The 26102-nt window shown below is 33.9% G+C and carries 19 protein-coding genes; 12 read left to right on the forward strand and 7 right to left on the reverse strand.

Annotated features, from left to right (window positions below):
• Positions 1–7 precede the first annotated feature (7 nt).
• Both BW983_RS05390 and BW983_RS05395 read left to right on the forward strand, forming a co-directional pair.
• The gene (locus tag BW983_RS05390) at positions 8–1501 is read left to right on the forward strand and encodes a MauE/DoxX family redox-associated membrane protein (RefSeq protein ID WP_076550483.1); all 1494 of its coding nucleotides are present in this window, start codon (positions 8–10) and stop codon (positions 1499–1501) included.
• Between the two features lie 34 nt (positions 1502–1535).
• Complete coding sequence (locus BW983_RS05395; protein WP_228408962.1) at positions 1536–1784, forward strand: hypothetical protein; 249 nt, start codon at positions 1536–1538, stop codon at positions 1782–1784.
• A gap of 40 nt (positions 1785–1824) precedes the next feature.
• Here BW983_RS05395 and BW983_RS05400 read toward each other — a convergent pair whose 3' ends face one another.
• Together BW983_RS05400 and BW983_RS05405 are read right to left on the reverse strand one after the other, a co-directional pair.
• Positions 1825–2157, reverse strand: a complete 333-nt coding sequence (locus BW983_RS05400) for a hypothetical protein (protein ID WP_076550490.1) — start codon at positions 2155–2157, stop codon at positions 1825–1827.
• Between the two features lie 626 nt (positions 2158–2783).
• Positions 2784–3653 (reverse strand): AraC family transcriptional regulator, encoded by an 870-nt coding sequence (locus tag BW983_RS05405; protein ID WP_076550492.1) that lies wholly within the window; start codon positions 3651–3653, stop codon positions 2784–2786.
• Between the two features lie 951 nt (positions 3654–4604).
• On the opposite strand from BW983_RS05405, the gene BW983_RS05410 reads away from it, so the two are divergent.
• A complete protein-coding gene (locus tag BW983_RS05410) occupies positions 4605–5228 on the forward strand; it encodes a hypothetical protein (protein ID WP_076550494.1) in 624 nt (207 codons plus the stop codon).
• 131 nt (positions 5229–5359) lie between these two features.
• On the opposite strand, the gene BW983_RS05415 is transcribed toward BW983_RS05410, so the two are convergent.
• Genes BW983_RS05415 through BW983_RS05425 form a run of 3 tightly spaced genes read right to left on the reverse strand, consistent with a single transcriptional unit; the run spans position 5360 to position 12351 of the window.
• Positions 5360–7840, reverse strand: a complete 2481-nt coding sequence (locus BW983_RS05415; protein WP_076550496.1) for an alpha/beta hydrolase family protein — start codon at positions 7838–7840, stop codon at positions 5360–5362.
• On the reverse strand, positions 7830–9221 hold the full coding sequence (locus BW983_RS05420; protein ID WP_076550498.1) for a RagB/SusD family nutrient uptake outer membrane protein: 1392 nt from the start codon (positions 9219–9221) through the stop codon (positions 7830–7832). The genes BW983_RS05415 and BW983_RS05420 overlap by 11 nt, the downstream gene beginning before the upstream one ends.
• Before the next feature lie 10 nt (positions 9222–9231).
• Positions 9232–12351 carry a SusC/RagA family TonB-linked outer membrane protein gene (locus BW983_RS05425; RefSeq protein ID WP_076550499.1) on the reverse strand — a complete coding sequence of 1040 codons (3120 nt, stop codon included), beginning with the start codon at positions 12349–12351 and terminating at the stop codon, positions 9232–9234.
• A gap of 725 nt (positions 12352–13076) precedes the next feature.
• Between BW983_RS05425 and BW983_RS05430 the strand changes: the two genes are divergently transcribed.
• The 5 genes from BW983_RS05430 (at position 13077) to BW983_RS05450 (ending at position 18553) form a co-directional block, all read left to right on the forward strand.
• Complete coding sequence (locus tag BW983_RS05430; RefSeq protein WP_047432759.1) at positions 13077–13337, forward strand: helix-turn-helix domain-containing protein; 261 nt, start codon at positions 13077–13079, stop codon at positions 13335–13337.
• Positions 13338–13696: 359 nt separating this feature from the next.
• Positions 13697–14689, forward strand: coding sequence for a hypothetical protein (locus BW983_RS05435; protein WP_076550500.1), 993 nt, complete (start codon positions 13697–13699; stop codon positions 14687–14689).
• Positions 14690–15043: 354 nt separating this feature from the next.
• Positions 15044–16240: a hypothetical protein gene (locus tag BW983_RS05440; protein WP_139329226.1), complete on the forward strand. Its 1197-nt coding sequence runs from the start codon at positions 15044–15046 to the stop codon at positions 16238–16240.
• 144 nt (positions 16241–16384) lie between these two features.
• The gene (locus BW983_RS05445; protein ID WP_139329227.1) at positions 16385–17125 is read left to right on the forward strand and encodes a hypothetical protein; all 741 of its coding nucleotides are present in this window, start codon (positions 16385–16387) and stop codon (positions 17123–17125) included.
• A 99-nt stretch (positions 17126–17224) separates the two neighbouring features.
• Positions 17225–18553 carry a HEPN domain-containing protein gene (locus BW983_RS05450; RefSeq protein ID WP_076550504.1) on the forward strand — a complete coding sequence of 443 codons (1329 nt, stop codon included), beginning with the start codon at positions 17225–17227 and terminating at the stop codon, positions 18551–18553.
• Between the two features lie 65 nt (positions 18554–18618).
• On the opposite strand, the gene BW983_RS05455 is transcribed toward BW983_RS05450, so the two are convergent.
• Entirely contained in the window at positions 18619–19524 is a 906-nt protein-coding gene (locus BW983_RS05455; RefSeq protein ID WP_076550505.1) for a hypothetical protein, read from the reverse strand.
• A gap of 158 nt (positions 19525–19682) precedes the next feature.
• Positions 19683–19904 carry a DUF2188 domain-containing protein gene (locus BW983_RS05460; RefSeq protein ID WP_076550506.1) on the reverse strand — a complete coding sequence of 74 codons (222 nt, stop codon included), beginning with the start codon at positions 19902–19904 and terminating at the stop codon, positions 19683–19685.
• Positions 19905–20169: 265 nt separating this feature from the next.
• On the opposite strand from BW983_RS05460, the gene BW983_RS05465 reads away from it, so the two are divergent.
• From BW983_RS05465 to BW983_RS23985, 4 genes are all read left to right on the forward strand, one after another.
• On the forward strand, positions 20170–22341 hold the full coding sequence (locus BW983_RS05465) for a hypothetical protein (protein ID WP_076550507.1): 2172 nt from the start codon (positions 20170–20172) through the stop codon (positions 22339–22341).
• A gap of 350 nt (positions 22342–22691) precedes the next feature.
• Positions 22692–25244 carry an AAA domain-containing protein gene (locus tag BW983_RS05470; RefSeq protein ID WP_076550508.1) on the forward strand — a complete coding sequence of 851 codons (2553 nt, stop codon included), beginning with the start codon at positions 22692–22694 and terminating at the stop codon, positions 25242–25244.
• 82 nt (positions 25245–25326) lie between these two features.
• On the forward strand, positions 25327–25734 hold the full coding sequence (locus BW983_RS05475) for a hypothetical protein (protein WP_076550509.1): 408 nt from the start codon (positions 25327–25329) through the stop codon (positions 25732–25734).
• Between the two features lie 147 nt (positions 25735–25881).
• Positions 25882–26022 carry a hypothetical protein gene (locus tag BW983_RS23985; RefSeq protein ID WP_165690254.1) on the forward strand — a complete coding sequence of 47 codons (141 nt, stop codon included), beginning with the start codon at positions 25882–25884 and terminating at the stop codon, positions 26020–26022.
• Positions 26023–26102: the final 80 nt, after the last annotated feature.

Consider the following 26102-nt stretch of genomic DNA (forward strand, 5'->3'; position numbering starts at 1 on the left):
CTCTTATATGAAAAAGCTAACTCAACTCACCCCCATAGCCATCTCCTATTTTTTTGTACTTCTGTTTACGTATGCGGCCATAAGTAAAGTTTTTGATTTTGAAAATTTTCAGATGCAGATTTCTCAATCACCTCTGCTTAGTGCCTTTGCAGGGTTAACGTCCTACAGTGTTATTATTCTGGAATTTGTGATTGTTTCCTTTTTACTGATTCCCAGACTACGCTTAACAGGACTTTACTGTTCATTGGGTATGATGACCACTTTCACGGTCTATATTTACCTCATTCTGAATTACAGCGACTTTATACCATGTTCATGCGGAGGAATTTTGGAGAAAATGGACTGGACGGAACACTTGATCTTTAATTCAGTATGTATATTTATTTCATTAACAGCAATTATTCTCATTGAAAAACAGAGACGAACACAGAAAATAAAATTTATTCTTTATTCAGGATTAACGATCATTTTATCGCTTTCTATTGTTATCATTCTTTTCCTCCGTTCTGAGTATATTATCAAAAAAGAAAATAATTTCACCAGAAAGTTCCTGCCTAATTATTTATTAGAAAAGGAAAAAAGAGATCTTGATAACACCCATTATTATTTCGCAGGAAGGGATAGTGAGGGACTATACTTAGGAAGCCGGAGTACACCAATGATTTTAACAAAAATCACCTATAAGCTTGATCATACTTCATCCTTTACCATTGTACCTGATCATATTAACTATCCTTTCAAGAGTCTGCAGATAAAAGTTAAGTCTCCTTACTATTATCTTTATGATGGCACTGTTCCTATTATTTACAGGGGTAAATTAAATGAGCCCTCAGCCAGGACCATCAGTAAAGATGATGCCTTCTTTTCCCAGCTGGCAGTCATTGATTCTTTGGATTTCATGCTTAGAACCCAGGACAGTAAAACTCATAAGTATGCTATAGCGCAGCTTAACCTCAGTCAGAAGAATGCTATCAAATTATTTCCTTCTGTCCTGGAGAAACAAATAGACGGTATTTTCGACTGTGATGGCAGACTCACTGAAAACCAGAAATACAGTGGAAAATTTATTTATACGTATTTCTACAGAAACCAGCTTATTCTTATGGGAAATGCACTGCCAGAGGTAAAGAAACAGACCACCATAGATCCTACCTCTACAGCCAAGCTTACGATTACCAAGCTTTCAGACGGTACCCATATCATGAATGCACCACCGCTAAGAGTTAATATTAGCACTGCTCTTTATGGAAATTATGTCTATAATGTTTCCGGACAGCCTGGAAAATTTGAGCCTGCCAGAATCCGAAAGGGAAGAAAGGCAGTCGACATCTACAGAACAGACCGTAATGAATATGTAGGCAGCTTCTATCTGCCACAGCAGAAGGTTGACGATATTATAGTTACTGACCATGGACTTTATATCTTATCAGGAAAACAGCTGTTACGGTATCAATTCCGAAAATCAATACAAGGGGAAGCCGAAAACCTTATATCAGAGTAGGCATCACTAAATTCTTTATATTATGAAAAAGTTAATGATCCCTGCTGCCTTAGTATTACTAGGCACAGGCGCTGCTTTTGCAACTAAAGCAGCAAACACAAACAGAAGTATGGTTATTCCAACGTACCGAATGGATCCTGAGTCCGGATTATGTGTCCAGGTTGGCCAGGAATGCAGTACCGTTCAGAATGTTGTCTGTAGATGGTCTGCTGATGGTATGACGCCACTTCATAGTGCACCAATAAGCCCTACCGAGTGTGGCAGTGTTTTATTTAAACCATAACAATTGAAAAGGATGCTAATCAGCATCCTTTTTAATTTCCTTATTTATTGCTAGAAATGTCAAGATTAGCAGTAATATTATAATAAAACGCAGAAGTTGAGAAGAATTTAGCCGATTTCCTGGCAATTGATAATAAAAAGAGAGTACTTACATACTGCAGGACAGCAACTAACATAAATAAAAATGCGATCCATTTTGTTGATTTCTGCCTTGTCTCCTTATATGGATCATTTACAATTCGATATAACCGTGTTTTTACTTTTAAGTGAAAGAGGTGAATTTTTACAAGAATATCCTCGTTGTTTACTGTACTTTCTGCCTTGTAAATCATCAGCATGATAACTGCGAACAACCCGATAATAATAGTTGCCATTTTAATATATTTTAAAGTTCATTGAAGTAATATCCTTATTGACTGATAAAGTAAATATTTCAAAAGAAATTCATTTATTCGACCTCTTCAATCAAATCAAAAAAGCGGCAAAAATAAAAAAATAACAGTACATAGAAAAAGATATTACACAGTAGAAACCGATATATTTACATTGGTTTATAAAAATGACTTTTCCTTTACTTAAGTATTATGATTAGCTAGCGGGCGTGGACCGCGTGATCCCTATTCTTCTTCTAAAAACCAGGTAGATTGTGCTATCTCGCTATATCTTTACAAGATAAATTTCGTAAACAAACAAAATCTCCGGCAGGACCGGAGATTAAAAACACAAATGGTGAAAAAAATTATTTCGAACTGCAAAAATAAGTTCAACAGTTCATTTACAATGATAGAAAAACGAAAAAAAATGATAATAAATTACACCCACCACATATTTTTCTTAAAAACTGTTTTAAATTACCTTTTTTATTCCCTAGTTTAAAATGCGACAAATTAAAAGTCTTCGCAGACAGCAGGAAATTTATGTATTATATTTACATTCTTTAGCTTTATCCTCATTTCACAGCACTAATTGGAGTATTCGATCCGACCCATTTTAGAAGTAACTACATTTTTTGAGAGTTCCGGAACTGTGTTGGAGTCATCCCTGTTTTAGACTTAAAAAATTTTGTAAAATTAGTAAGCTCTTTAAATCCCAAAGAATATGCAACTTCGCTAACACTCGATTCATTATAGGTCAAATTCCTTTTAATCTCCAATATCAGCCTATTAATTAACCACTGCTTAGGTGTCTGATTTTCCACTTTAAGAAAAATTTTCTGAAAAGTTCGAAGATTTATATTCAGGGCCTCACTATAGTAATCAAGGCTTAGATGTTGATTCAGATTTTTATTTACTAAAGATTTGAACTTGGAAACTAAAAGTCTATCACCACAAAAGTCCAGCTTTATTTTTGAATTTGTCGAAACGTCCTCGGAAATCAATAGTATATTAAACAGATAATTATTTAATATAGTGCTCTGTATTTCTCTATATGGTCGACCTAATTCACTTTGTATACAGTCAAATAAAAGCAATACTTCTTCAAATCGATCTTCCAAATTGATATACGCTATATTCAGGGGATCATTAAATAAATTGGTTTCACCGTAAAACTGAGTTTGCAGTCTGCTCTGACATAGGAAACCTTCAGTAAAGATCATTACCCTACTTTTATAATTAACAGGTGTATTAAACTGGCAAATTTGATGTGGGGAAACAAATAAAATGTGCCTCTCTTTAATATTAATTGTTTTAAAATCAATATTGATTGATCCTTCACCTTCACAAAAAAGATGTATGCAGTTAAATAATATTTTATGTGGCTGGAAAAGTTGGCTGGGTCTACTCAGTAGAAGATCAGATATTCCTTTTGTTGTTATAAAATGAGGACTGTTCTCACTATGCAGAAAAGGTTCAATCTTAAAATCATTCATAAAATTTTGTTTACCTACAATTAAACATCTAATAAACGTAAAATATTTTAACTTAAAAACAGGATCATTCTAAAATGTAGCTAACCAAACTTAAAAAGCTGTGGCAAAATAGTTACCACAACCAATAATTCACATGGAAAAGATAGGGCGGTCAATGTTCATAAAATAAACATATTCATCGTATAACAAACCACAATTTCATACTTCCATATATCAATCATGGCTTGGAAGACCTGAAATAAAGGCTTGTATAGTTTAAGTTTTACTGCTCACCTACTATTAATCCGCTACGACAGATAAAAGTTGCAATATGATTGTCCAATAAATTTCAGCAACCTTTTTATCTCTCTTTTACCGCTGTATCGTAAAGATAACTGTAAAATTTTCACGAATAATAAGGGTTTAAAAAAAACTCCACCATCTGAACAAAACTGATGTTTAAAGCTGCAGTGCCTATCCCTTTTACTCCACTTCCGTCTTTTCAACAATGTACTATCCGCTATATCTTTTGCAACCTGCAAAAGGCTGCTGCTGCTATTACTCATAGACTGAAGTCTTTTTCTGATTCAGCCTCTCTTAAACAAAATTTAGTTCCTTCCTCTACCCGAACACTTAATCAAATTTATAGCCCTTCTATATCCTAAATAAGATTTTTCACCACCGATAAATAATTGTAATTTTTTCCAGCAAAACATCCAGCATAGTTGTTATTTATATTTAGACAATAGTATATTAATTCACGTTTAAATATAAAAAAGGTAAACAATAAAAAAATTAGTATATATTTGTTTAAATATGGAAACTTTATTGCTTACGGTAAAATTGTTGGCGAAGAGCAGTTCGGTACTATCAGTCAATAACTTGGAAAACGACTGTACGCCTATGATACCGCCATATTGCAGTAGAGTGAGTGGATTTTAATTAAACTATCTTATTTATAACGTTTATAACATGAAAAGAACAATTATACTAAAGATTTTTTTTGTCCAGCTTATCCTATGTTTATTCATTTCCTGTGTAAAAGCCAACGATAGGAAATTTCTTGGTTACTGGATTATGGTGGGAGACAAATATTCAGAAGTGATTGAAATAAAGGAAATAGGCTCCATAGTGTATGTTAAAAACCGCGATACTGAATTTCCGGCAGAATGGGATAAAGCAAAAGCAACTTTAAGTTCTGAACTCCGTATTGGTTCTGACAATATTCCAATCTTGATACAGCTTTCAGAAGATCCCAACAAAATAATACTGCATACGGATCAATATGAATTAAACTGGGTAAAGATCACCAAGAGCGAGGCGGAAAAACAGGTGAAAAAGGTGGATCAATATTGTAACCCCGATTTTTTTATTGGACGTTGGCAACGAGTTGATATGGAAGGCACTCATGAAATCAAAAAGAAAGGTGACACTTATTATTATATCACCGATCAGTATACGAAGAAAATGACTTATAATGCATTCAATCATATACTTTCCTGTGACCTTGGTGTTGGTGTCATACCTTTTCAGCGTAGTGGTAATAACGAGATTAAGGCTTTTGGTATGAATATTTACCGTCGAATTTCTCCCTAATGTAAATATTAATCAGGAAGTTTCAGCTATTCTAGTAGTTCATTTAGACTTGTTGTAATTGCCAATACTATTACTATCGGAGCGGATACTAAAGTAATGTTTTTTACTATTTAAACTATAAAAAAAGGATGCTAATCAGCATCCTTTTTCATTTCTTTACTTATCCACGTACTCTCTGATTTTCCTTTCAGAAAATAATCCCACCATTCTAATATTCTCCTGTTTAAATCCCGGGCTTCTTGAGTTCCTATTCCCAGATCATGTCCATGATCAGGATATAATAAAGCGATCACCTGTTTACTGCTTCTGCGCAGTGCCATATAAAACTCCACCGTCTGCTCAGGAACTACATTTCTATCCTTCAACCCTGTCCATAATAGAATGGGGGCACTCAACTTATCCGCATTAAGAACAGGACTGTTTTTAAGATATAGCTCTTTATCCTGAAAAAAAGAGCGCCCTATTTCATATTGACCAGTTTCTAACTGCCAGTAATGGGGGCTTGAATAGTTGTTGTTATAGGAAAAGTAAGAACTTACCAGATCACTTACTCCCGATCCGGAAATATACGCTGAGAATCGATTAGAATGCGTGGCTATAAAATTAGTCAGATAGCTGCCAAAGGAGTGTCCGATCAACCCTATTTTATCTATTTTCAAATGATATTCTGTTAAAGCATCCAAAGAGCGGTTCACACAGTCAAGCCCTGACCATCCCGGAGCCCCCTTTTCAGTTATACAATCAGGAAGATATACAAAATACCCCCTTTCCAATAAAATACGGATATTAAAACCCACTTCATTATACCTTGGCAACAGATATGTAGAAGCCTTATCGGACTGCTTCTGGTAAATATGCACAATAAGGGGATATTGACGGGAAGGATCATAATGTAAAGGATAATATAAAGTCCCTTTTAAGGGTAACCCGGATGAGCTTGTATAGGAAACAATCTGCTGTTTCAACAATTTCGCCTGCGGATCTGATACGGCGGCATCAAACACAAGCTCTTTCTGCTTCCGTTGAGTATCTATCATCCAAAGCTTAGGCGGACTGTTAAAGTTCTCTTCTAAGACAGACATTTTCTGACCATCATCACTGAAAGATACCGATTTCACATTTTCACCAGAAGAATACAGTATTGTATTCTTCTTATTTTTAAGCCTATGGTAGGACAGCTCTTCTTTTTCCTGATCGCTCACTTTTAGCAGTACACTATTATCCTCAATAAAATTCTGATAGAAATTAAAACCGGTACACAACGGATGCTGCCTACCGCCCAGAATTTCTACTTTTCCCCCCAGCCCAGCAGTATCTGCATATAACCTTCCATTTCCTACAGCGTATATCCAAAGTCCGTTATCACTTTCAAAATAGATTGTTCTTGCGTCCTTACTGAAATAAGGTTTCTTCAATCCCAGACCTTCAATGCTTCGTTTTTCAAAAGTTTCCACATTCAAGAGCTGCCACAATCCCGTAGAATCCATCATTAACAAGTGCCCGCCATCTTCTGAGCTGACCAATAGAGGTCTAACTATTCCTATCTTATTTCGTTCTCCTGTCTGCACAGTATACAAACTGATATTCAGATCAGGAATATGATGAATATAATCCTGCATTTCATCACTTTTAAACACCACAAAATAACGATCATTCCCTATGGAGCTTACCGTTTCCTCTTCCTCAACATCCAACGAAACTGCTTTATCTCGCTCTGGGTTCCATATCCAATACTTTCGGGACTTCTTACTCCCCCGCTCCCTGCTTTCAAGATCCCTGTCACTTCCATACCAGATCTGAACCTCTTTTTCTGGATAGGGAACCAAATTCACTGCTTCAATAAGACAGGATAATTCTTTTCCTCCTTCCTGGAACCTAATGAAATCAGCTTGCATATCCTGTTCTCCCAAAGGATAAAACCATTTCCCTGAGAGAACATTCATTACCATAAGATTACGAAATCCCTTCCTCCTGGACTGTTTATAAATTACTAGATAATGACCAGAATCCGTTAACTCCATTCGTTCCAACTCAGCCAAGGAGATCAGTTTTTTAAATTCCTTTCCCTCAAGTTTAAGAATATCATATCCGGAATCTGTTTTTCTCTCCGCAAAAAGGTTCCCTTTTCCATCTGTCAGGTAATAGACTATATCCTTATCTCCAACCAAGATCTTTCCTTCTTTATCCATCACCTGCAATTCTCCCAATGTGTTTAGGATACAATATCCATCTGAAGACCACACACTGCTCTGCTTTACATGTTGATATTCTTCCCTCACACGCGTTATAAGATTAACCCAAAGAACGTTATCTCCTCCGGCAAGCATAGCATAATGTCCAAAATGAAAAGTGCCCATTGAAGCCTGCTCTGCTATATTATGACTATTTTTTTTATCCTGGGTATCAAAAATAAACAGGCTGTCTTTATCCTTATAGTCCTTCTTCATGACCACCCACCGTCCATCCGGTGACATGGCCCCGCCTTCTGTTCCATAAAAACCTGAGAGCCAATGATCCATAGTATCTTTAGAATCCTCCTGCCCTGAAAACTCCCCCACCATCAACCATAGAAGAATAAAAAGCAAAAGTTTCATGATCCATTTAGTAACCATTATTCTGAGGTTTAAGGTTGGTATTCAGCAGGAGTTCTTTCTGTGGTAAAGGCCAACGCTGATGGTAGTCCTTCCAATTGGGCTTTACAGGACTCAGTGTATTGAGTTTCCCCAGTCTTTTAAGATCTATAAAGCGGTGTCCCATTTCAGAAAAGAACTCTTTACGGTATTCTGAAAGAATCTCATTCAATGCGGTTTCTTTTGAAGTAAGATCTGTCAGGACTAACAGTCCTGCACGCAATCGTGTAACATTAATATACGGCAACGCCTCTGCTAATTTATTCTGCATAACGAGCGTTTCTGCCAGATTAAGATTAGCTTCCTCTATTCTGAATACCACAGAATACTCTGTAGGATTTGCTGTACGGTTCTTATATTTATCAGCCCTGTACCAGGTATTTGCTCCTATAGTCACCGCTGCCATCCAATTCTGCTTTCTTTTATCTTCCTGAGCAAAAGAACTCACCAGATCATTACTCAAAGCGTATTGTGTTGGCGCTGCACCGGAAAAGTAATAAGTCTGAACCTCGCTTGTAGGATCATTATTATTTTTAGGTTTTAACTGCCATAAGATATGTTTTCCGGACTTTTGAAAAACTTTGGTAATATCAGGTTCAAAAGTATACAGAGGGCTTGAAACAATGGTCTTTAATAAAGTCTCTGCCTGACTCCATTTTTCTTCAAGCATATAAGTTTTGGCCAACATCAGCTGGGCCACCTTACGGTTAGGAAAAATCCTTTCCGCATTCCTGTAATCATCCGCCAACAGTCCTGATGCCAATTCCAGATCAGCCTCTACTCGGGAGAGCACCTGAGAAGCAGACGTTTTCCCAAGAGACTGGTTGATGTTATAATCCGTACTTAAAGGCATAGGAATATCTCCAAATACCTGCTGAAGATAAAAAAACAGGATAGACCGCACTAAAAGAGCTTCCCCTTTAATCCTATTTTTTTCTGACTGCGGCAGTGATTTTGAGTTTTCTGTTCCTTCTATAATTGCATTGCTCATATACACTTCTTTATAGGCTGATGCCCAGTACATATATACCGTAGAATTCGATGCAATCTGAAGGTTATGATGGAGATCCAGTGCTCCACTGCTTTCTCCGGAAGCATAATAACAGACCAGGTCATCAGTGTAGCTCCCCAAAAGAGCCCCACTTCCCTGCGGTCCTCCCGACAATGGAGAATTATCCCAGATATTGGCATACAGACCGGCTAAAGCAGCATCGGCAGTCTGTACATTTTCAAATACCTGCCCTGCATCCAGCTGATTAGAAGGCGGATCTGCCTCCAGCATATTTTCACAGCTTCCTGTTATACTTATTACAGTACATATAACTGCTATATTTTTTATATAAAGAATGATTGATGATTTCATGATTTTAGATTTAAAAGTTAATCTGTGTACCGAAAGAATAGGTTTTCATGGGGGGTAAAAATCCACCTACCGTAAATTCAGGATCCATTCCAAAATACTTTGTCCATGTCAGAAGATTCTGTCCCTGAAAGTATATTTTTACCATTTTCAGCACCCTACTTTTCAACGGCAAGGTATAGGTCAGCTGAACATTTTTAAGCCTTATAAATGAAGCATCTGAAACACTTGCCGTACTGCTTCTGAAATTGTTCTGTGCCCTATTCTGATCTCCTACGGTCCCCGTGCTGTAAGGCATGTAAGCCCCGGAAGGATTCTGAGGTGACCATACATCCAATACTTCTACGGGCTGGTTAAACATTCCTCCCGGCAAAGGCATTATACTGTTATAATTAAGATTTCTCTGTTTTACAAACTGAAACAGAAAGGAAAAATCCCAGTTCCTGTATTGCAGGGTATTGCTCCAGCCACCAAAATAGCGGACTCCGATATTTTCAACCACCTTATTATCCTCAGGTGCTGTTATCTTACCATCCCCATTAAAATCCTTAAATCGGTACAACCCTGTCGCAGGATCAATTCTCTCCAGCTGATACAGCTTCACTATGGATATGGGCTGTCCTACAATAAATATATTTTCATAGGGTGATCCTTCAAGCCCCGGAAATGAGAGCAGTTTATTTTTGGGAATGCTTATATTAAATCCGGATGCCCATTTTAAGAGCTCCCCGGAAATGGGTCTTGCATTCAACTCCAGCTCCCAGCCTTTATTTTCCACTACGGCATTCATATTAGCCAGTACAGAAGTAAATCCTGTAATTGAAGGAAGCTGATAGCCTACCAGCTGATTAGAACTCGTATTACGATACCATGAAACTGATATATTCAGGCGGTTCTTCAAGAATCCAAGCTCCAATGCCGTTTCCAGCTTACGGGTTTTCTCCCAGCTGAAATCAGGATTATACAGCCGTGAAGGAACCAATCCTGTGACTGAATTATAGATATAATCAGACACTGTAAAATTATCCAGATACTGGTAATCTCCGATATTATCGCTTCCTGTAATCCCATAGCTTCCCCTCAGTTTCCCAAAGCTCAGCCATGAACTGTCTTTAAAAAAAGCTTCCTCAGAAAACAGCCATGCTCCACCCAACGCTCCAAAGGATGCCACCTTCCGGTTTTCCCCAAAGCGGCTGCTCCCGTCACGTCTTCCAGTAACATTAAGTATATACCTGTTTTTATATTGATAGTTCAGTCTTCCGAATACAGCTGCATACCTGTACTGTGTGGTCACCTGATCAGCAATGGTCTTGGTCTGTGCTGCTCCGATATTCTGTAATAAAGCATTGCTTGCAAAACCACTTCCCCGCATCGATTCCCTACTATTTTCCTCTACCTCTACACTCGCTCCCAACAATACGGTCAGCTCATGTCCTCCCCTTTTCAAGCTCCACTCTAACTGTGGTTCTGCGATATAGGAAAAACGGTTATTATTGCTTTTTGAAGAACTTGAATAAAAGCTTGACTGTCCTGTCACAAACGAAGGGTTATAAATGGTATTCGGGCGAAGTGACCATTCTTCAAAAGCAGCATAATTAATCCCCCCATTCAGCTTAACCACCGTATGGGGAAGCAGTTCAAACTGTGCATTAAGACTGCTCAGAAAATGTATGGTCTTATTCTGATAAGAACTGTTGTACACCGCTACGGGATTGGTAAAAGTATTATTCTCCCAATTCAGGCTGCCATCCGGTTTATAAAGCTCCGGAGCATTTGGTGCCAGCAGCAGTGATTTCTGGGTAATATCTTCATTAACCACATTATTTTTCTGAAAAGAAAACTGATTGGCAAGCGTCATCTGGAATTTCCTATCCTTAGAACGGTGTGACAGGTTCCCAGACAGGGTATGGCTCACATATTTAAAATCCTTTTCAAACACCGTCGCCTGTTCATTCCTTCCCAGACTGATCAGAAAACTGGTCGTCTCACTTCCCCCCTTCAATGCCAGCTGAATAGATGACGAAGCCGCCCAATTTCCAATCAGCTTCTCAGGCCAGTTCGTATACCGCTCCGGAGACCATTTCCCATTAATATCATACGCATTCGCCGGATAGGCAGAGATTCCGTCATTAGCATAGGCCTGTTTCCGCATTCCCAGATATTGCCCTGTATTCATCATGGTAAGCCCTATCATCGCCTTACTTATCCCATAATTGGTAGTAAGACTCAATTCCGTTTTCCCTGATTTCCCACTTTTCGTTGTCACCAGTACTACCCCATTCGCTCCCCTTGAACCGTATATCGCTGTAGCATCCGCATCCTTTAAGATCTCAATACTTTCAATATCATTAGGATTGATGGCATTTAACGGATTAATACTCCGCAAAGGAATAACGAGTGTCGAAAACTCAGACTTCATATCCCCACCTACAGGAACCCCATCAATCACATATAAAGGCTGATTCCCATCTATCTCACTATTGGAAGAGGTCCTCAGGCTGTTCCTTCCCCGAATCTGAATATCAAAACCGCCTCCCGGCATTCCGCCCCCCTGGGTAATGCTTACCCCAGCCATTCTCCCCTGCACTGCTCCCAGTACATTTCCTACCGGCTGATTCCCAATCTCTTTCGCAGACACCTTCGCAATACTCCCCGTCCGCTCTTTATCCCGAACTTTATAATATCCCGCATTCAGCACAATCTCCCCAATCCCCGTCACTACAGCTTTATCCGTACCCCCATCAGCCTCCTTACCCTCAATCTCAGAATCCAGCTCAAGCGAAACATTGATGACGCTCCTTTCCACTTCATTATTTTCATTTCCCCTGCTCCCTTCTTCTCCATCCTCCTTACCCCTATCTCCCACCTTCACTCTCTTCACCGAATACCCAGCGTACCTGAACACCAGTACCGCACTCTTCCCTGAAACCTGTATCTGATAAGCTCCTGAACTTCCCGTTAATACTACCTGATCCTTTCCTTCCTGAGATACCGAAACCCCGCTTAAAGCACCTGATTTCCCTGTGACGGTACCTGAAATTTCACGTACCTGTCCTATTGCGGTGCAAGACACCAGCAATGCTAACCCAAAAGCCATTTGAACATGACCCAGGCTGCAAAAGTTTTTTTTCATACTTTTGAATAAGTTTAATTTATTAGACAATGCTCTTTCCTGCCAAGCAGTCAACTTACAGGGAAAGGGCTTTTCTTTTTTATATCTTCTCTATTTCTATGGTTATTATACCCTACATTTCTATTATTTCTTATCTATTCTATTAATTAATAATTACCCATTATTCCTTTCCTCTCTTCACACTCCTTCCATACAGCACCTAATCATCTTAAAAATGGACCAGGAACAAAAGCCTAACTGAGGTAACAGTAAAACCTACTGTCCCAGTCCATCAAAAAAAACTAATTAATATGAATATGAATAAAATTTGTGTTCCCATGTAAGCTTTTTAAGGCCGCAATAGGTTGTACCCTCCTATTGTATCGTGTAGTCTGATACTATTTTTGAAAGCGGGCTTAGATTTTAATGTAGAGATAAAGCGAACTGCATTGAAAAAGACGGCGTGGGTACTCTACATTATCCACTCTGAGGTACTGGTATACCTTGCAACAGATAAGAGAGCCCACGCCTAGGTCGTGAGCTTCCTGCTTATCCTCTCGTTGCTTTAAATTACCAGTTTTCAGAATGAGATTCTAAGCAATAGCTTCTATTATTCTTTGAAGTATCGCAAAGTTACATTTTTTGTAACCTATTTTACAAATATAGTAATTTTATTTATATTATGGTAATATATTACCACGGATTTTTAAATCAAAAATCCAAAATTGCTCATAAATACATTATTTATGGATAGCAAAGAAGTCTTAAGGTTATTTATGCTTGAGTTTTCAGAAAATTTAAAGAAGATTCGAGCTACAAAATATAACTCAATGGATGAGGTTGCACAGAATTCAAATTTCGATTCAAGCAATTACAATAAGTTTGAAAATGGTAAGGGCAATCCAACCATAGAAACGATGTTGAAAATGTCATCAGCTTTTGGTATTAATCCCAAGGAACTTTTTGACTTTGATTTCGATATTAAGAAATATAAGATTGACGAGTAAAAAATCCTAATTAATTAGTTAGGATTTTTTATTATTTACTAATTTCTTTATAATAACGGTCAGAGCATTGTTTTAAAACTTCTTCTGTCTCTTTGTACTCTTTTTCGTTTTGCTAAATTCTTTGTTTGTGCTGTAAAGTGAAACTAATAATACGATTATTGCAATCGTCGAAATAATGCTGTAGATTTTTAATCCCTTCATATTTTCACTTTTAGTAAATATAAAGATTTTTATCGCATCGCAGGAGAAGGCAATGACTTGCTTGTGAGACAATTATCAATTTGGCTCTGTTTAATTATTCTTCATGGTGAAACGTTTAAAATTTTGTAAATTGAATTTAAATGATTTTTAGGTTTTAAATGGAAAAAGTTATATTACTGAAAACACAATTAGCTGAAGCAGCAAGGTTTGGAAAGTCAAAAGAATTTAGATATCAGAGACTTGCTGGAATATTTTTAGATAATTTTGTTGAGATACAATTAAACTCAATAGCCAAGCAAAAATTTTTATTTGACACTGAGTTATCGAAATTTCAAGAAAAAAAATATACTGAAAAATACAGAAGACGAGTATTAAATCATTACGACGAGCTCCTCAAATTTGCAGTTAGTGAAGGTATTATTAGTGAACAGGAAAAATATTTATTAGCATTTTGTCATAATGTGAGAAACAATTTATACCATAGTATAAAAGAAGAGAAATTATTTGTTGCCATTTCAATAAAAGTTTTGAAAGACATTATAACCAAAAAGCAGCCTCACTGGAAAAATACAAGTCTATTTACAGCACATACCGGGACACTCATAGACCCATATAAATATAAAAATGTAACGAGTAACAGTCCGGAAGATTGGACAAAATTCTTAAATCAATATTTTGATTTCATTGATAAAAGAACCTTGAAACCGTCAAATCTCTTGCGAAAATTTATCCTTGAAAAAATGAGGGCTGCTCGAAACAATTACAAGTTTTTGAAAAATGAATTTGCGGATTATTTTCCATATGCAGAAGACTGGGGATTTAATGAGTATATCTATTACTATTATTTTAAAACGCTGCATGCTGAAAAGCTTAAGGAAATAAATGAAATAGAGGACAAAAAGGAAAAAGATAACTCCCGTAAATCATTAGAGGAAGAATATAAAAATACTTGGAAAAAGAAAAAACTATCCAGAATAGAAGCTATTGAGAAAAAAGCAAAATCAATGTCAAATACTGATATTTCAAAGAGTTTGGAGATATATACATCATTAAGAGACGAAATAAATTTAATATCACAGGGTTTGGAAAATGCAGCATCGGATTTATATGCACAAATTGATCTTGAATCGGAAATGGCAAATGGTAATTAGGTTTATGGAGATTACTTGCCGGATCAAATAATTTAAAATTTGCGAAATAGCTCACCTATCACATGCTTAATTTTCGAACCGAGATTCTCTGACGATGTCAAAACTTCTTTTGAAGTATCGCAAAGTTAAATTTATTGTCGCTTATTTTAAAAGTATGTTAATAAAGTAGTATTTGTAATAAAGATTTTATCAAGTAACTTTTTATGGTATAAATATAAACTCATAACAACTACGCAAAATAGACGCGTAGTTGTTAGTTTACTTTGTATTATGAAACAGGCAAATCTCTGATGAATACTTTTAAAACATTACCTCATAAACATGAACAAATTTTAATTTTATAACTTTTCATAAATGATAACAATAGAGAATTTGACCTCAATGATAAAAGGAACGCTTAAAACTCTCCATTTCTTTAATAGTGATTGCAAAGAGATAAATATTAAAGATGTATATCTTCTCAACGAAGATACACTTTGTTGTGATTTTTATCCAGTTTCAGAAAATTCATATGATATAAAATTTGAGATGGCTCCTATTCTTGGCTGCTTTAATAGTTTTTTCAGAAACAATCAATATGAGAATATTAATCTGAAGAACTATGCTATCAGAGCTTATGATGAGGATGATATTGAAATTCTCTATGCTTTATCAAGTAAAGCCAAAGCGGAATTGATTGGAAAAGGTGGGTCAATAGAATGGCTTACAACAGTCTTCTTTCAAGAAAACACGGCAGATTTTCGCCTTGGTCAGGCAAAGCAGATAATTTCTGAAATTGAAAATGGATTGAGGGAAATCGTCAAGATCAAACTTAAAGACAAGTTTGGAAATGAATGGTGGGAGACCGGAATAGACAATAAGACAGCAAGAGATGTCAAGAAGATCTATCTTAACAACTTTGGTGTAGATTGTACTAATGGAGATATTCTTATTGACTACACATTTATATACCAAGTGAAAGATATAATTTTAAGCAACTACGAATTATTCAAATCTTATTTTCATAGTTCCAGCCAGTTTGAAAGTTTGATGGATGATTTTAATAAATTAAGAAGAGGAGAAGCTCATAATAGATCTATTTCAAATATGGATTTGGAAAATCTGCGTAGCCTTCATGAAGATCTGTTAGCTGATATTCTACTTGACCTAAAATCTTTTCAATCATTGTTTTTAACAGAAAACTGGAAAAGAAAAATAAAAAAAATAATGATTGAAGGAAGGCCTGAAGCAATTCATAACGAGACTGAGATCAGCAACGAAGCTGATGTTATACAAAAGCTATTAAATATTCAAGAAAACTTGTCTTCCCGTATTTCATATTTGAACGATACAATAACAAAGTTAAAATCTGTCGTAGCACCAATACATAAGAATAGTGTCCATTCCGAATTGATAAGCTGTTTTGAAAAGGATCTGATACTATGGAAAACGCTCCTTAATGAGACTTTAACGTTAGATAATGAGAAGATAAGTACAATTGTAAATCAAATAAAATCCCACGAACAACAAATGGATGAATTCTCTGCGAAATTCTTGCTAAATGAGAAATAATAGAACTTTTGTGTAAATTTAAGAACACTTAAAAACTAATAATCGGAATTCATGGAGGATAAATATGCAACACTAAGAGATAGAATTTTAAATCCAAATGACTTTATTTTTTGAAAATTAATCGTAATTTTAAAACTGTACACATTGAACCAACAATTCGAAATAATGCACCCCCCAGAAAAACTTGCTGATGGGTTCCTTGAATTTGCTAAATCCATACATCAAAAAACAATAGATAGAGGAGCAAAATTCACGGAGGAAGAAATGAGTGAAATATTTAATAACAGTTTTCCTGGAATATCGAGAGCTAACATACTCTTTTGGGTTGCTGATGTAAATAAATATATAAAAACTGTCAATTTAATTTTATCTGATTTAGAAGACATAAAAAATGACAAAAATACATTAAAAGGAGAACCTGTAATAAGAAGTGAGTTTTTGTTTCAATCATTCTTTGGGGAATTTTTTAAGATGAGAGAAATTGCAAAATTATATTTGAAATTTTTTAAAAATCTAAAATTACTGAACAATGTTAACAAAGAGGAGTTTTATAATTTCTATCAACTTGCATTTGATTGGGTTTACAAAATAAGAAATCAATTCATTCATTTAGGAATGGAAATGAAAAACTTTGATGTTGATTTTGACATTGAAATCTTAAACGAATTTCCTGAAGAAGACAGAATTAAATTCATTAAAGCATTTAATGAATCAAATACTCGTGAAAACACTGTTGAATTTCAATGTGCAATTTATATTAAAATAATAAAACATATAATGAAAAATTATATAGATCTTCAAATTTTGGTAAACGAGACATTAGCAGACTTAATTATATCTTTTGAGAAGTATAATTTGGAAATTACTATAACTGAGAATAAATAAAACTATTAATTTATTGGCAAAACGAGGGAGACAATGCAATGCTGGAGATAGTTAGGATCTTACCTGTAAATAACTTTATCTTTATAAAACACCACTGAAATGAACGAAGATCAACTTCAAAATGAAGTTTTCAATTTTGTACCAAAAATAATTGAAACTAAAATTGAAAAAAAAATTAATAATATATCGGATATACAACTAAAAGGTTCTTCAGCGGAAAAAGGATTTATTGATCTTAGTGATAAAATTGTCGAGTCACCAATTATTTCACGACAAAATTTTTCCGATTTAAGTGATAAAAAAATATTTATATTAATAAAAGGTAGAGAATTTGGATTTTTAGAAAAAGATTACAAGGAATTTTATAAATATGTTTATCAGTTCATTTCTTTAGATAATTTTAAAGAAAGAGTTTCTGTTGATTATTTAAAAGAGAAAATACTTTTGTGGATTGTTGATGTTCATATCAACGGAAAAGTAACTGAAAACTTAATGACTTATTTATTTCGGAATATATCAAAGGACGTACAAAATCAAACTTTCTACTTTCCACTACTTAATATGGAAATTGAAAAAGAATTTTATATTGGAAATGCAAAGATTACATACTTTACAAAACAATATCTAGACGAATTCTATGAAAATAAACTATCAGAAGAATTAGAAAAGTCAACTTTTAGTAAATCATTTGGGAAATTTTTAGGAAAAGTACTAGTTTCTGTTGATATTGAAGCGGAAAGTAAATTAGCGATTAGCTTAGCAATAAAAAATGCTTCGTATGTTGTTGATGTATTAAAATTAACAAGTCCAACCGTTACAATTCCTTCCGAAAGATGTTTTCTAGAATTAGAAAGTAGAATGCCCTTTGATTACGAATATCTATCATTTAAAGATAATGACATTTCAAAGTTCACTTATCATATCGGAATTAACAGGGAACACGAATTAAACTACAATTCAGAAATGATAGAAAGTTGGTCAGAACTATTTAAAGAATTTGGAAATTTGATTAACAAAAAAGATGAAAAGAGTATTTTAATTGCAAACTCAATTTCATTTTATTCAAAATGTATTGCCGAAGAAGATTTGCATTTGAGAATTTCAAAACTTATTATGATTATTGAAAGTATATTTCTTAAAGAGGATGAAAATTTCAAAATGGAGATCAAAAGTAAAAGACGTCTATTAGATTTCAGATTCGACTCAAATCACAAGCTTAAAAATAAGTTTAGATTAGTTTTAGATAATATGTATGAAATTAGACATAAAATGACACACAAATCAATTAGATTATATATTGATAATAGTGAACTTCGTGAATTTCAACAAGAAATAGTTCATATATTATTTATGATTTGCAAAATATCATCGCCAAATTTTCACAAAGAAGATTTTTTAATTTGGTTGGATAAAAAAGCTAATGTATAATAAAAAAAGCACTCTATAACAATAACAATTGCGGCTTTTTTGACCGCAATTATTTAATCAATATTCTATCTTAAATCATCTAAATTAAGTTCAGGATAATTTTCTTTTGCATACCACACGAATTCATCCAATGAACCTCTAAATTTTTTAACAAAATCTATAAGTTCATCTTTGGGTTTTCTGTACGCTTTGTAAATCTTCTTAATAATAGCTTTCTGTGTGCCATTTTTCAATTTGAATATAAATTGACCATCTGTGGGCAATGTTTTTTTTCTATTGAGAATTTCCAAAGAAATATAATTTCTTGCAATAAACCAATTGTAGAGATTTGCATATGCTCTTCCTCCACTAATTATAAACTTAGGTAAGAGTATAATTGGTTTACCAACATAATCGGGTAATTCTACCTTTGTCACTTCCCAAAAACCTTTAATAGGATTGTAGAATTCTATACGTTTAAAAATTGTATAAATATTGTGTTTTCTACATATCTGCAATGTAAAATCAGCAAAAATATCTCTACAAACATTTGCTATTATATCAGACATAATATCTTGTCCAATACCTTTAACGAGAAGAAGTACAAAATGAGCTTCATTGGTAATTGCAGCATTTTGTTTTGCTAAAGTATTATTTCTTAGTGCATCATAAATTACTTCCGCTCTTATACCAGAAACTGCTTTACCTTTATTTCTATGCGAATAACCTAAATGAAATTCATTAGGCTCATGTAAATGAGAAAGAAATTCAATCCCCTCATTTCTTTTATCCGGTTCAATAAAATCCCTGTTAAGTTTTATTAAAAATTGATGTACCCTTTCATAAACTTTAAGTGCTATTGGTGTACCTAATTTTTTATTTTCGATTAAAAATGGGCAAATAAATGCCTCTAAATCTTCCCCTAGAGGGATGTCTACAAAGTCTATATCTTTATTTCTTAACTTTGTAAAATAAGTATTAAATGTTTCCATTTTGTTATTTTTATTAATTGTTATTTCCTTTTAATTTTTATTCATCATCTACTTTTATATATATATATCTAACCCATATGTAATTAATTTATAAATCTTGCTTTTCACCAACAATGGAAAAACGTCACTGATAATTTGATTTCATTAATTTTTTATAATTAACCTTTTACATCACTTGGATCATTACCGTAACTATTTTTAGCTCTGATCTGGCCACCTGTTCCATGAATAAAAAGCTCAGATTCTTGATTAATAGCAATACCCCTTGCTTTATCAATAGCTTCTTTCTGTGTATTTGTAATTACGGTATTCTTTTGATTACCTGCTCCTTTTACTGCCCACTTTCCTTGATGCGGCACGACGTGTTGATTTTTTTTCATAATAGAAAATTTTAATTTGTTATAATTTATTTTCAGTAATTAAACAAGTGCACATTATCAGATAATTCGAATATTTTTTTTGAATGAGCTATCTCTTACACTTTCTAATTATCATGATACGAAATTAGAATACTACTACGCAGTGATTTTGCGTATATAAAAATTTCATGGATTTTTTTGGAAAAATTCCATATTACGGTTTCACGCATATTTATTATCGAAATAAATCTTATTATTGGAACTGATATTTTTTAGAATAAAAACCATGAAAATTTTAAAATTAGATTTTGAAAATTGCTTTGGCATAGGAAAATTAAAACATGAATTTGATTTCAGTAAGGTTAATTCGTACCTTATTTATGCTCCAAACGGAACAATGAAAACATCATTTGCTAAGACGTTTGGTTTAATTTCCAAAAATGACAAAAAAGATAAACCAAAAGATTTAGTTTATAACAAAAAGTCAAAGTTCGATATTACATTTGATGATAAAGAGCTAATTCCAGATTCAATTCTAGTAATTAATGCAGAAGATAGTTCCTACGACGCAACTCATAAAATAACATCATTTATTGCTCGAAAAGAGCTAAAGGAAAAATATGATAAAATATATAATGAACTTGATGATGCAAAAAGTGAACTGCTAAAAAAACTTAAAGGTATTTCTAAAAGCAATGATTGTGAAGTTGAATATGTTGGAACTTATAGTAATAATTCTAATAAAGATTTTTTTGAGGTACTTACGTCCCATACCAATCAACTTAATGAAAGTTCTGATAAAATTACCTTTAGATACAACGCAGTGTTTGACACTAAAGGAAATGTGAAAAAATTCTTGGATAAAAATGAAGATTTATTAGATGATTACGTAGAAAACTACAATCAAATTCTTTCAAATTCGAAACTGTTTAAATTGACCGGTGAAAATACATTTGGAACCTACCAAGCAAATGAAATTATTAAATCAATAGAGGATAATTCTTATTTTGATGCTGGTCATAAGTTTGTTTTAGAAGATGGAACAGAGATTACAGAATCATTGCAGTTAAAAGAAATCTATAATGCAGAACTCGCTCGAATAATTGCAGATGAAAAACTTAAAGAATCCTTTAACAAAGTAGACAAAGCAATTGGAGCTAATGTAGATCTGAGGTTGTTTAAACAAGTGATCGAAAAGGACAACTCAATACTGGTCAGTTTAAAAGACTATGATGGTTTCAAAAAGAAAGTTTGGACTAGCTTCATGTCTGAAGTAAAAGAAGATGCTGAAAGTTTATCTAAAAAATATGAAGAGAAAAAGACAGAACTTGACACTATAATTACAGAATCAAAAAAAGAACAAGAATTGTGGAAAGATATAATTAAAAAGTTCAATGATAGATTTTATGTTCCGTTCGAGGTTAAATTAGGCAATTTACATGATGTTATTTTGAAACGTGAAACGGCTAATCTAGAGTTTATTTTTAAAGATAAAAATGAAGAACCTAAAAAACAGAGTAAAGATAATCTACTAAAAGTTTTAAGCAAAGGAGAAACAAGAGCTTATTTCATATTACAATTTTTATTCGAGATAGAATCAAGAAAAAATAATGATGATAATACTTTAATAATTTTTGACGATATCGCGGATTCTTTTGATTATAAAAATAAATATGCAATAATCGAATATATAGCAGAGCTTCATTATTCCGAAAATTTTAAATCGCTTATTTTAACACATAATTTTGATTTTTATAGAACAATTGCTTCCCGTCTAAATATTGGCCAACAATGCTATATGACATCAAAAGATGAAAATAGAAAAATTCACATTATTGAGTGGGTATATAAAGAGGATTTGTTTAAAGAGTTTTTAAATAATTATAATGACCCAAAAACATTTATTAGCCTCATTCCGTTTGTTCGTAATATCATAGATTATTGTGATTCAAAAAGCACAGATGACTATAAAAAGTTAACTAGCTGTCTCCATGAAAAACCAGATTCCAAGGATATAACAATCGAAGATGTTTTTAGTATTTATAAAAATAGAATTACTAGACTTAAAAGTTGCGAAATGGAATTTGAGAAAACAACCAAAATCCAAGATTTTATCTTTTTAACTGCAGATTCTTTAATCGAGGAAAAAGAGATTTTAGAAATTTTATTGGAAAATAAGATTACACTAGCAATCGCATGTAGATTAAAAACCGAACAGTACATGATATCAAAGTTACCAGATGTAGATTTGATAAAACTAAAATCCGTTCAAACAAGAATCCTATCGAATATGTATAAAAAAAGATACTCTACCAGTACCAATTTGGGAATTATCGATAGAGTAAATTTGATGACACCTGAAAACATCCATATAAATTCTTTTATGTATGAACCTTTAGTTGATATGTCTGTTTATCATTTAATAGATCTTTACAAAAGTATAAAAGGTTTAAAATAAATAAAGTAAGATTTTTTTGAGTTTTTATAAAATTAAAATATATTTGTAAACGTAAACAGGTCATAGCGATTTAGGTTATAATCTTTAATTTAAAATCCATTAATTATGACAGCAAACTGTTTACGTTGCGCTGGTTGGAAACCAGTGTTTGTGAGAGCCTATACAAGAATGCGCTTAGGCCGTTTAGAAAATGTTATCCAACACTGCAGGTCTAGACCTGGTCAGCACAGAAATTAGAAGCAAAGTTTCATTACTTTGCTTCATTTTTTAATCCCAATTTTGTTGGCAGTTTATTCTAGGCAAACTTCTATTAGGCAACAGATCATTATATTTGTAACAACAGATAATCCATGGAAAAACCCACTCCACATACCTTTAGAAAAGAATCAATCTACATTGATGGTAAAGACAAAACCGATGAAATAAAATCTTATTCTTTTGAGGGGAATAAATGTGTTGTTGAATATAAAAGCAGTGAGAAAACATATTCATATTCTCAAAGTAGAATTAAAATCGTAAGATCAGCTATTCAAAGTGAGAGAGCAGGAAATATTTTTTCTTACATAAAGGCAATTGCAGAAAGTGTTGGTTTGAAGACAGAGGCAGACAATAATATTCTTGCTAATAGCTATAAAAGGATATCTTTTATCCCCGAGACTTCTATTCTTTACAATTATCTTAATGGAAAAGAACCTGATAAGAATAACCACACCTCTCCTATTGAGATCTTTCCTTTTGGTTTTAATTTAAGTCAGAAAGCAGGGGTTGACAATGCATTTTCAAATCCGTTAAGTGTAATTGAAGGTCCTCCGGGAACAGGAAAGACACAGACTACTCTTAATATTATTGCCAATGCGGTGATGAATAATCAGAGTGTAGCTGTGGTTTCAAGCAATAATTCGGCAACAAAAAATGTTTTTGAAAAGTTGGAAAGTAATGGACTTTCATTTATGGCTGCATTGTTGGGAAGTAGCATCAATAAAAAAGAATTTATTGATGCTCAGACTGAAGTTCCGGATTTATCAAGTTGTAGATTAACTCAAGAACAGGAACAAACCCTTATTCAATCTAATACCTCCCTTTTTACTGAGCTTACTGAAAAGCTAGAACTAAAGAATGAATTAGCTTTGCTTAAGCTAGAAACAGAAAAGATCAAAACAGAGTATCAGCATTTTACTGATGGCGTGTCTTTGGCAATTGAAATCCGTTTTAAAAAGAATGTCAGCTCAGATCAGGTGCTTTCTTTATGGATTACATTGGAAGAGTACGAGAAAACTGGTAAGAAATTTTATTGGTTGCGTAAGTTGATCTTTCCTTTTCTATATGGAGTAAAAGATAAGATTTTTTATACCCTATCTTATGAAGACATGATCAGGATTGTCCAGTCAAAATACTATGGTGTAAAAATTTCAGAACTTGATCTCAGAAAGCAAGAGTTGCAAAACATATTACAGCATTTTTCTTTTAATGAGAAGATGAAAGAATATACTGAAGGATCTATGCAGCTGTTTAAAAACCAACTCTATAAAAAATATAAAGGAAAAGAACGTCCCGAATATACAGAACAAGACCTTCGTTTTAATTCAGAAGAATTTATTAAAGATTATCCTGTTATTATGAGTACAACCTACTCATTAAGAAGAAGCCTTGCTGAAAATGTGGTTTACGATTATGTAATTGTAGACGAATCATCACAGGTGGATCTTGCAACAGGTATACTCGCACTATCCTGCGCAAAACAGGCTGTAATTGTAGGTGATTTAAAACAGCTTCCGAATGTGGTAAATTCAGAAACAGTAGAAAATACAGATAAGATCTTTGATGCCTACGATATTCCAGAACCCTATCGATATTCCAATAATAGCCTTCTTTCTTCCGTTACGAAAGTATTTCCGGAACTACCCAAAACACTTTTAAAAGAACATTACCGTTGCCATCCAAAAATCATTGATTTTTGTAACCGTAAGTTTTATCGTGATGAGTTAATCATCCTTTCAGAAGCACAAACAGAAAGAGAGCCTTTACTAGTCTACAAAACAAAAGCCGGCAACCATGCCCGGCAAAGAGAAAATCAGCGACAAATTGATGTGATTATTCAGGAAATCATTCCACAACAAAATCTAGAAGGTGTAAATCTGGGAATTGTAACCCCATACCGCAATCAAACCTTAGCCCTGCAAAGGACATTTCAGGGAACAGATATCAAAGCCGATACTGTGGATAAATTCCAAGGAAGAGAAAATGATGTGATTATTCTCTCCACCGTAGACAATGAAATCTCTGAATTCACAGACAACCCGAACCGACTTAACGTAGCAATTTCCAGAGCCAAAGATCAACTTATTTTATTGGTGAACGGAAATGAAAGTGATAATGACACAAACATCTCAGATTTGATGCGTTACATTGATTACAATAATTTCAAGGTGATAAACAGTGAGGTACATTCTATTTTTGATTACCTGTACAAAGGATATGAAGAAAAAAGAAAAGCGCTTTTATCGTATCAACAAAAGAAATCTGTTTATGATAGTGAGAATCTCATGTACGAGTTAATAAGGCAAGTTTTATCGGATGATCAGTTTTCAAAATATGGAGTAATTATACACCATCCACTTAGAAATCTATTGTTAGATTTTTCCAGATTAAGTTTTGAAGAAGAACGCTACGCCAGACATCACGCTACTCACCTTGATTTTCTGATCTATAATAAACTAGGGAAAAATCCAGTATTGGCTATTGAAGTTGATGGTTATGAGTATCATAAAACGGAAAGTCAACAGGCCGGAAGAGATCGTATGAAGAATGATATTTTGGAGAAGTATAAGATTCCATTATTAAGGTTTTCAACAACGGGAAGTGGTGAGAAAGAGAGGTTGATTACGGCTTTAACAAAGCTGTAATTTCAAGATTTGCAAGACTACGGAAAACCGTAATTAGTTCCTTTAAAGTTCATTTAGATTTGTAGATGTAAAATTAACTACAATGAAAAAATCATTACTTTACCTTGTATTACTTCTCTCAGTTATTTCATGTACAAACTATTACACTGTTAGACTGCAGGAAGATACACCTCTTTATTTCAGCAGTGACAGCAGTAGATCTGTTACCATTATTCCTAAAGACACAGAAGTTTACTTATCATCAAAAGCCAATAAGAAAAATTATAGAAAACTTAAATGGGGAAGTTATTACGGATGGGCTAGTAAACCAAGCTACACCACCTATAGCAGCTATTCTAAAACATCATCGTATTCTTCTCCGTCAGTAGGATCATCCTCTAATTACAGTTCTCAATCAAATTCAGGTGGTTCAGTACATGTAAAAGGTTATACGCGAAAAGATGGAACGTATGTTAGACCACATACAAGAAGTGCTCCGAGAAGGAGGTAAAATTGCTTGTCTCGCATACTCTGTCATCCATTCAGAAAGCAGCTATTACGGCTTTCCGTAATAAAAGTAATAACCAAAAATTTACTTTTGATCCGGTATTAATCTGTTTTGATATCAAAATAATTATTAATTAATCTTTATTGTACTATGAATACAATCGAAGCAATCAAACCGGGGCCTAAGCCTAAAAAACCAGATGGAGAACCTGACAGAAGAAGAAGGGTAAACCCTCCCAATCAACCAAAGCATCCAAAACTAAAACCTCACGAACATGAAAAAGGTGATTAGAATTGGTTAAAATGTGAAATTTAGAAGCAGCTTATAAGCTGCTTCTTTAATTATTTGTAATAGCTAAGACTTTACCTGAT

The organism is Chryseobacterium ureilyticum, from assembly GCF_900156735.1.
Taxonomy (GTDB): domain Bacteria; phylum Bacteroidota; class Bacteroidia; order Flavobacteriales; family Weeksellaceae; genus Chryseobacterium; species Chryseobacterium ureilyticum.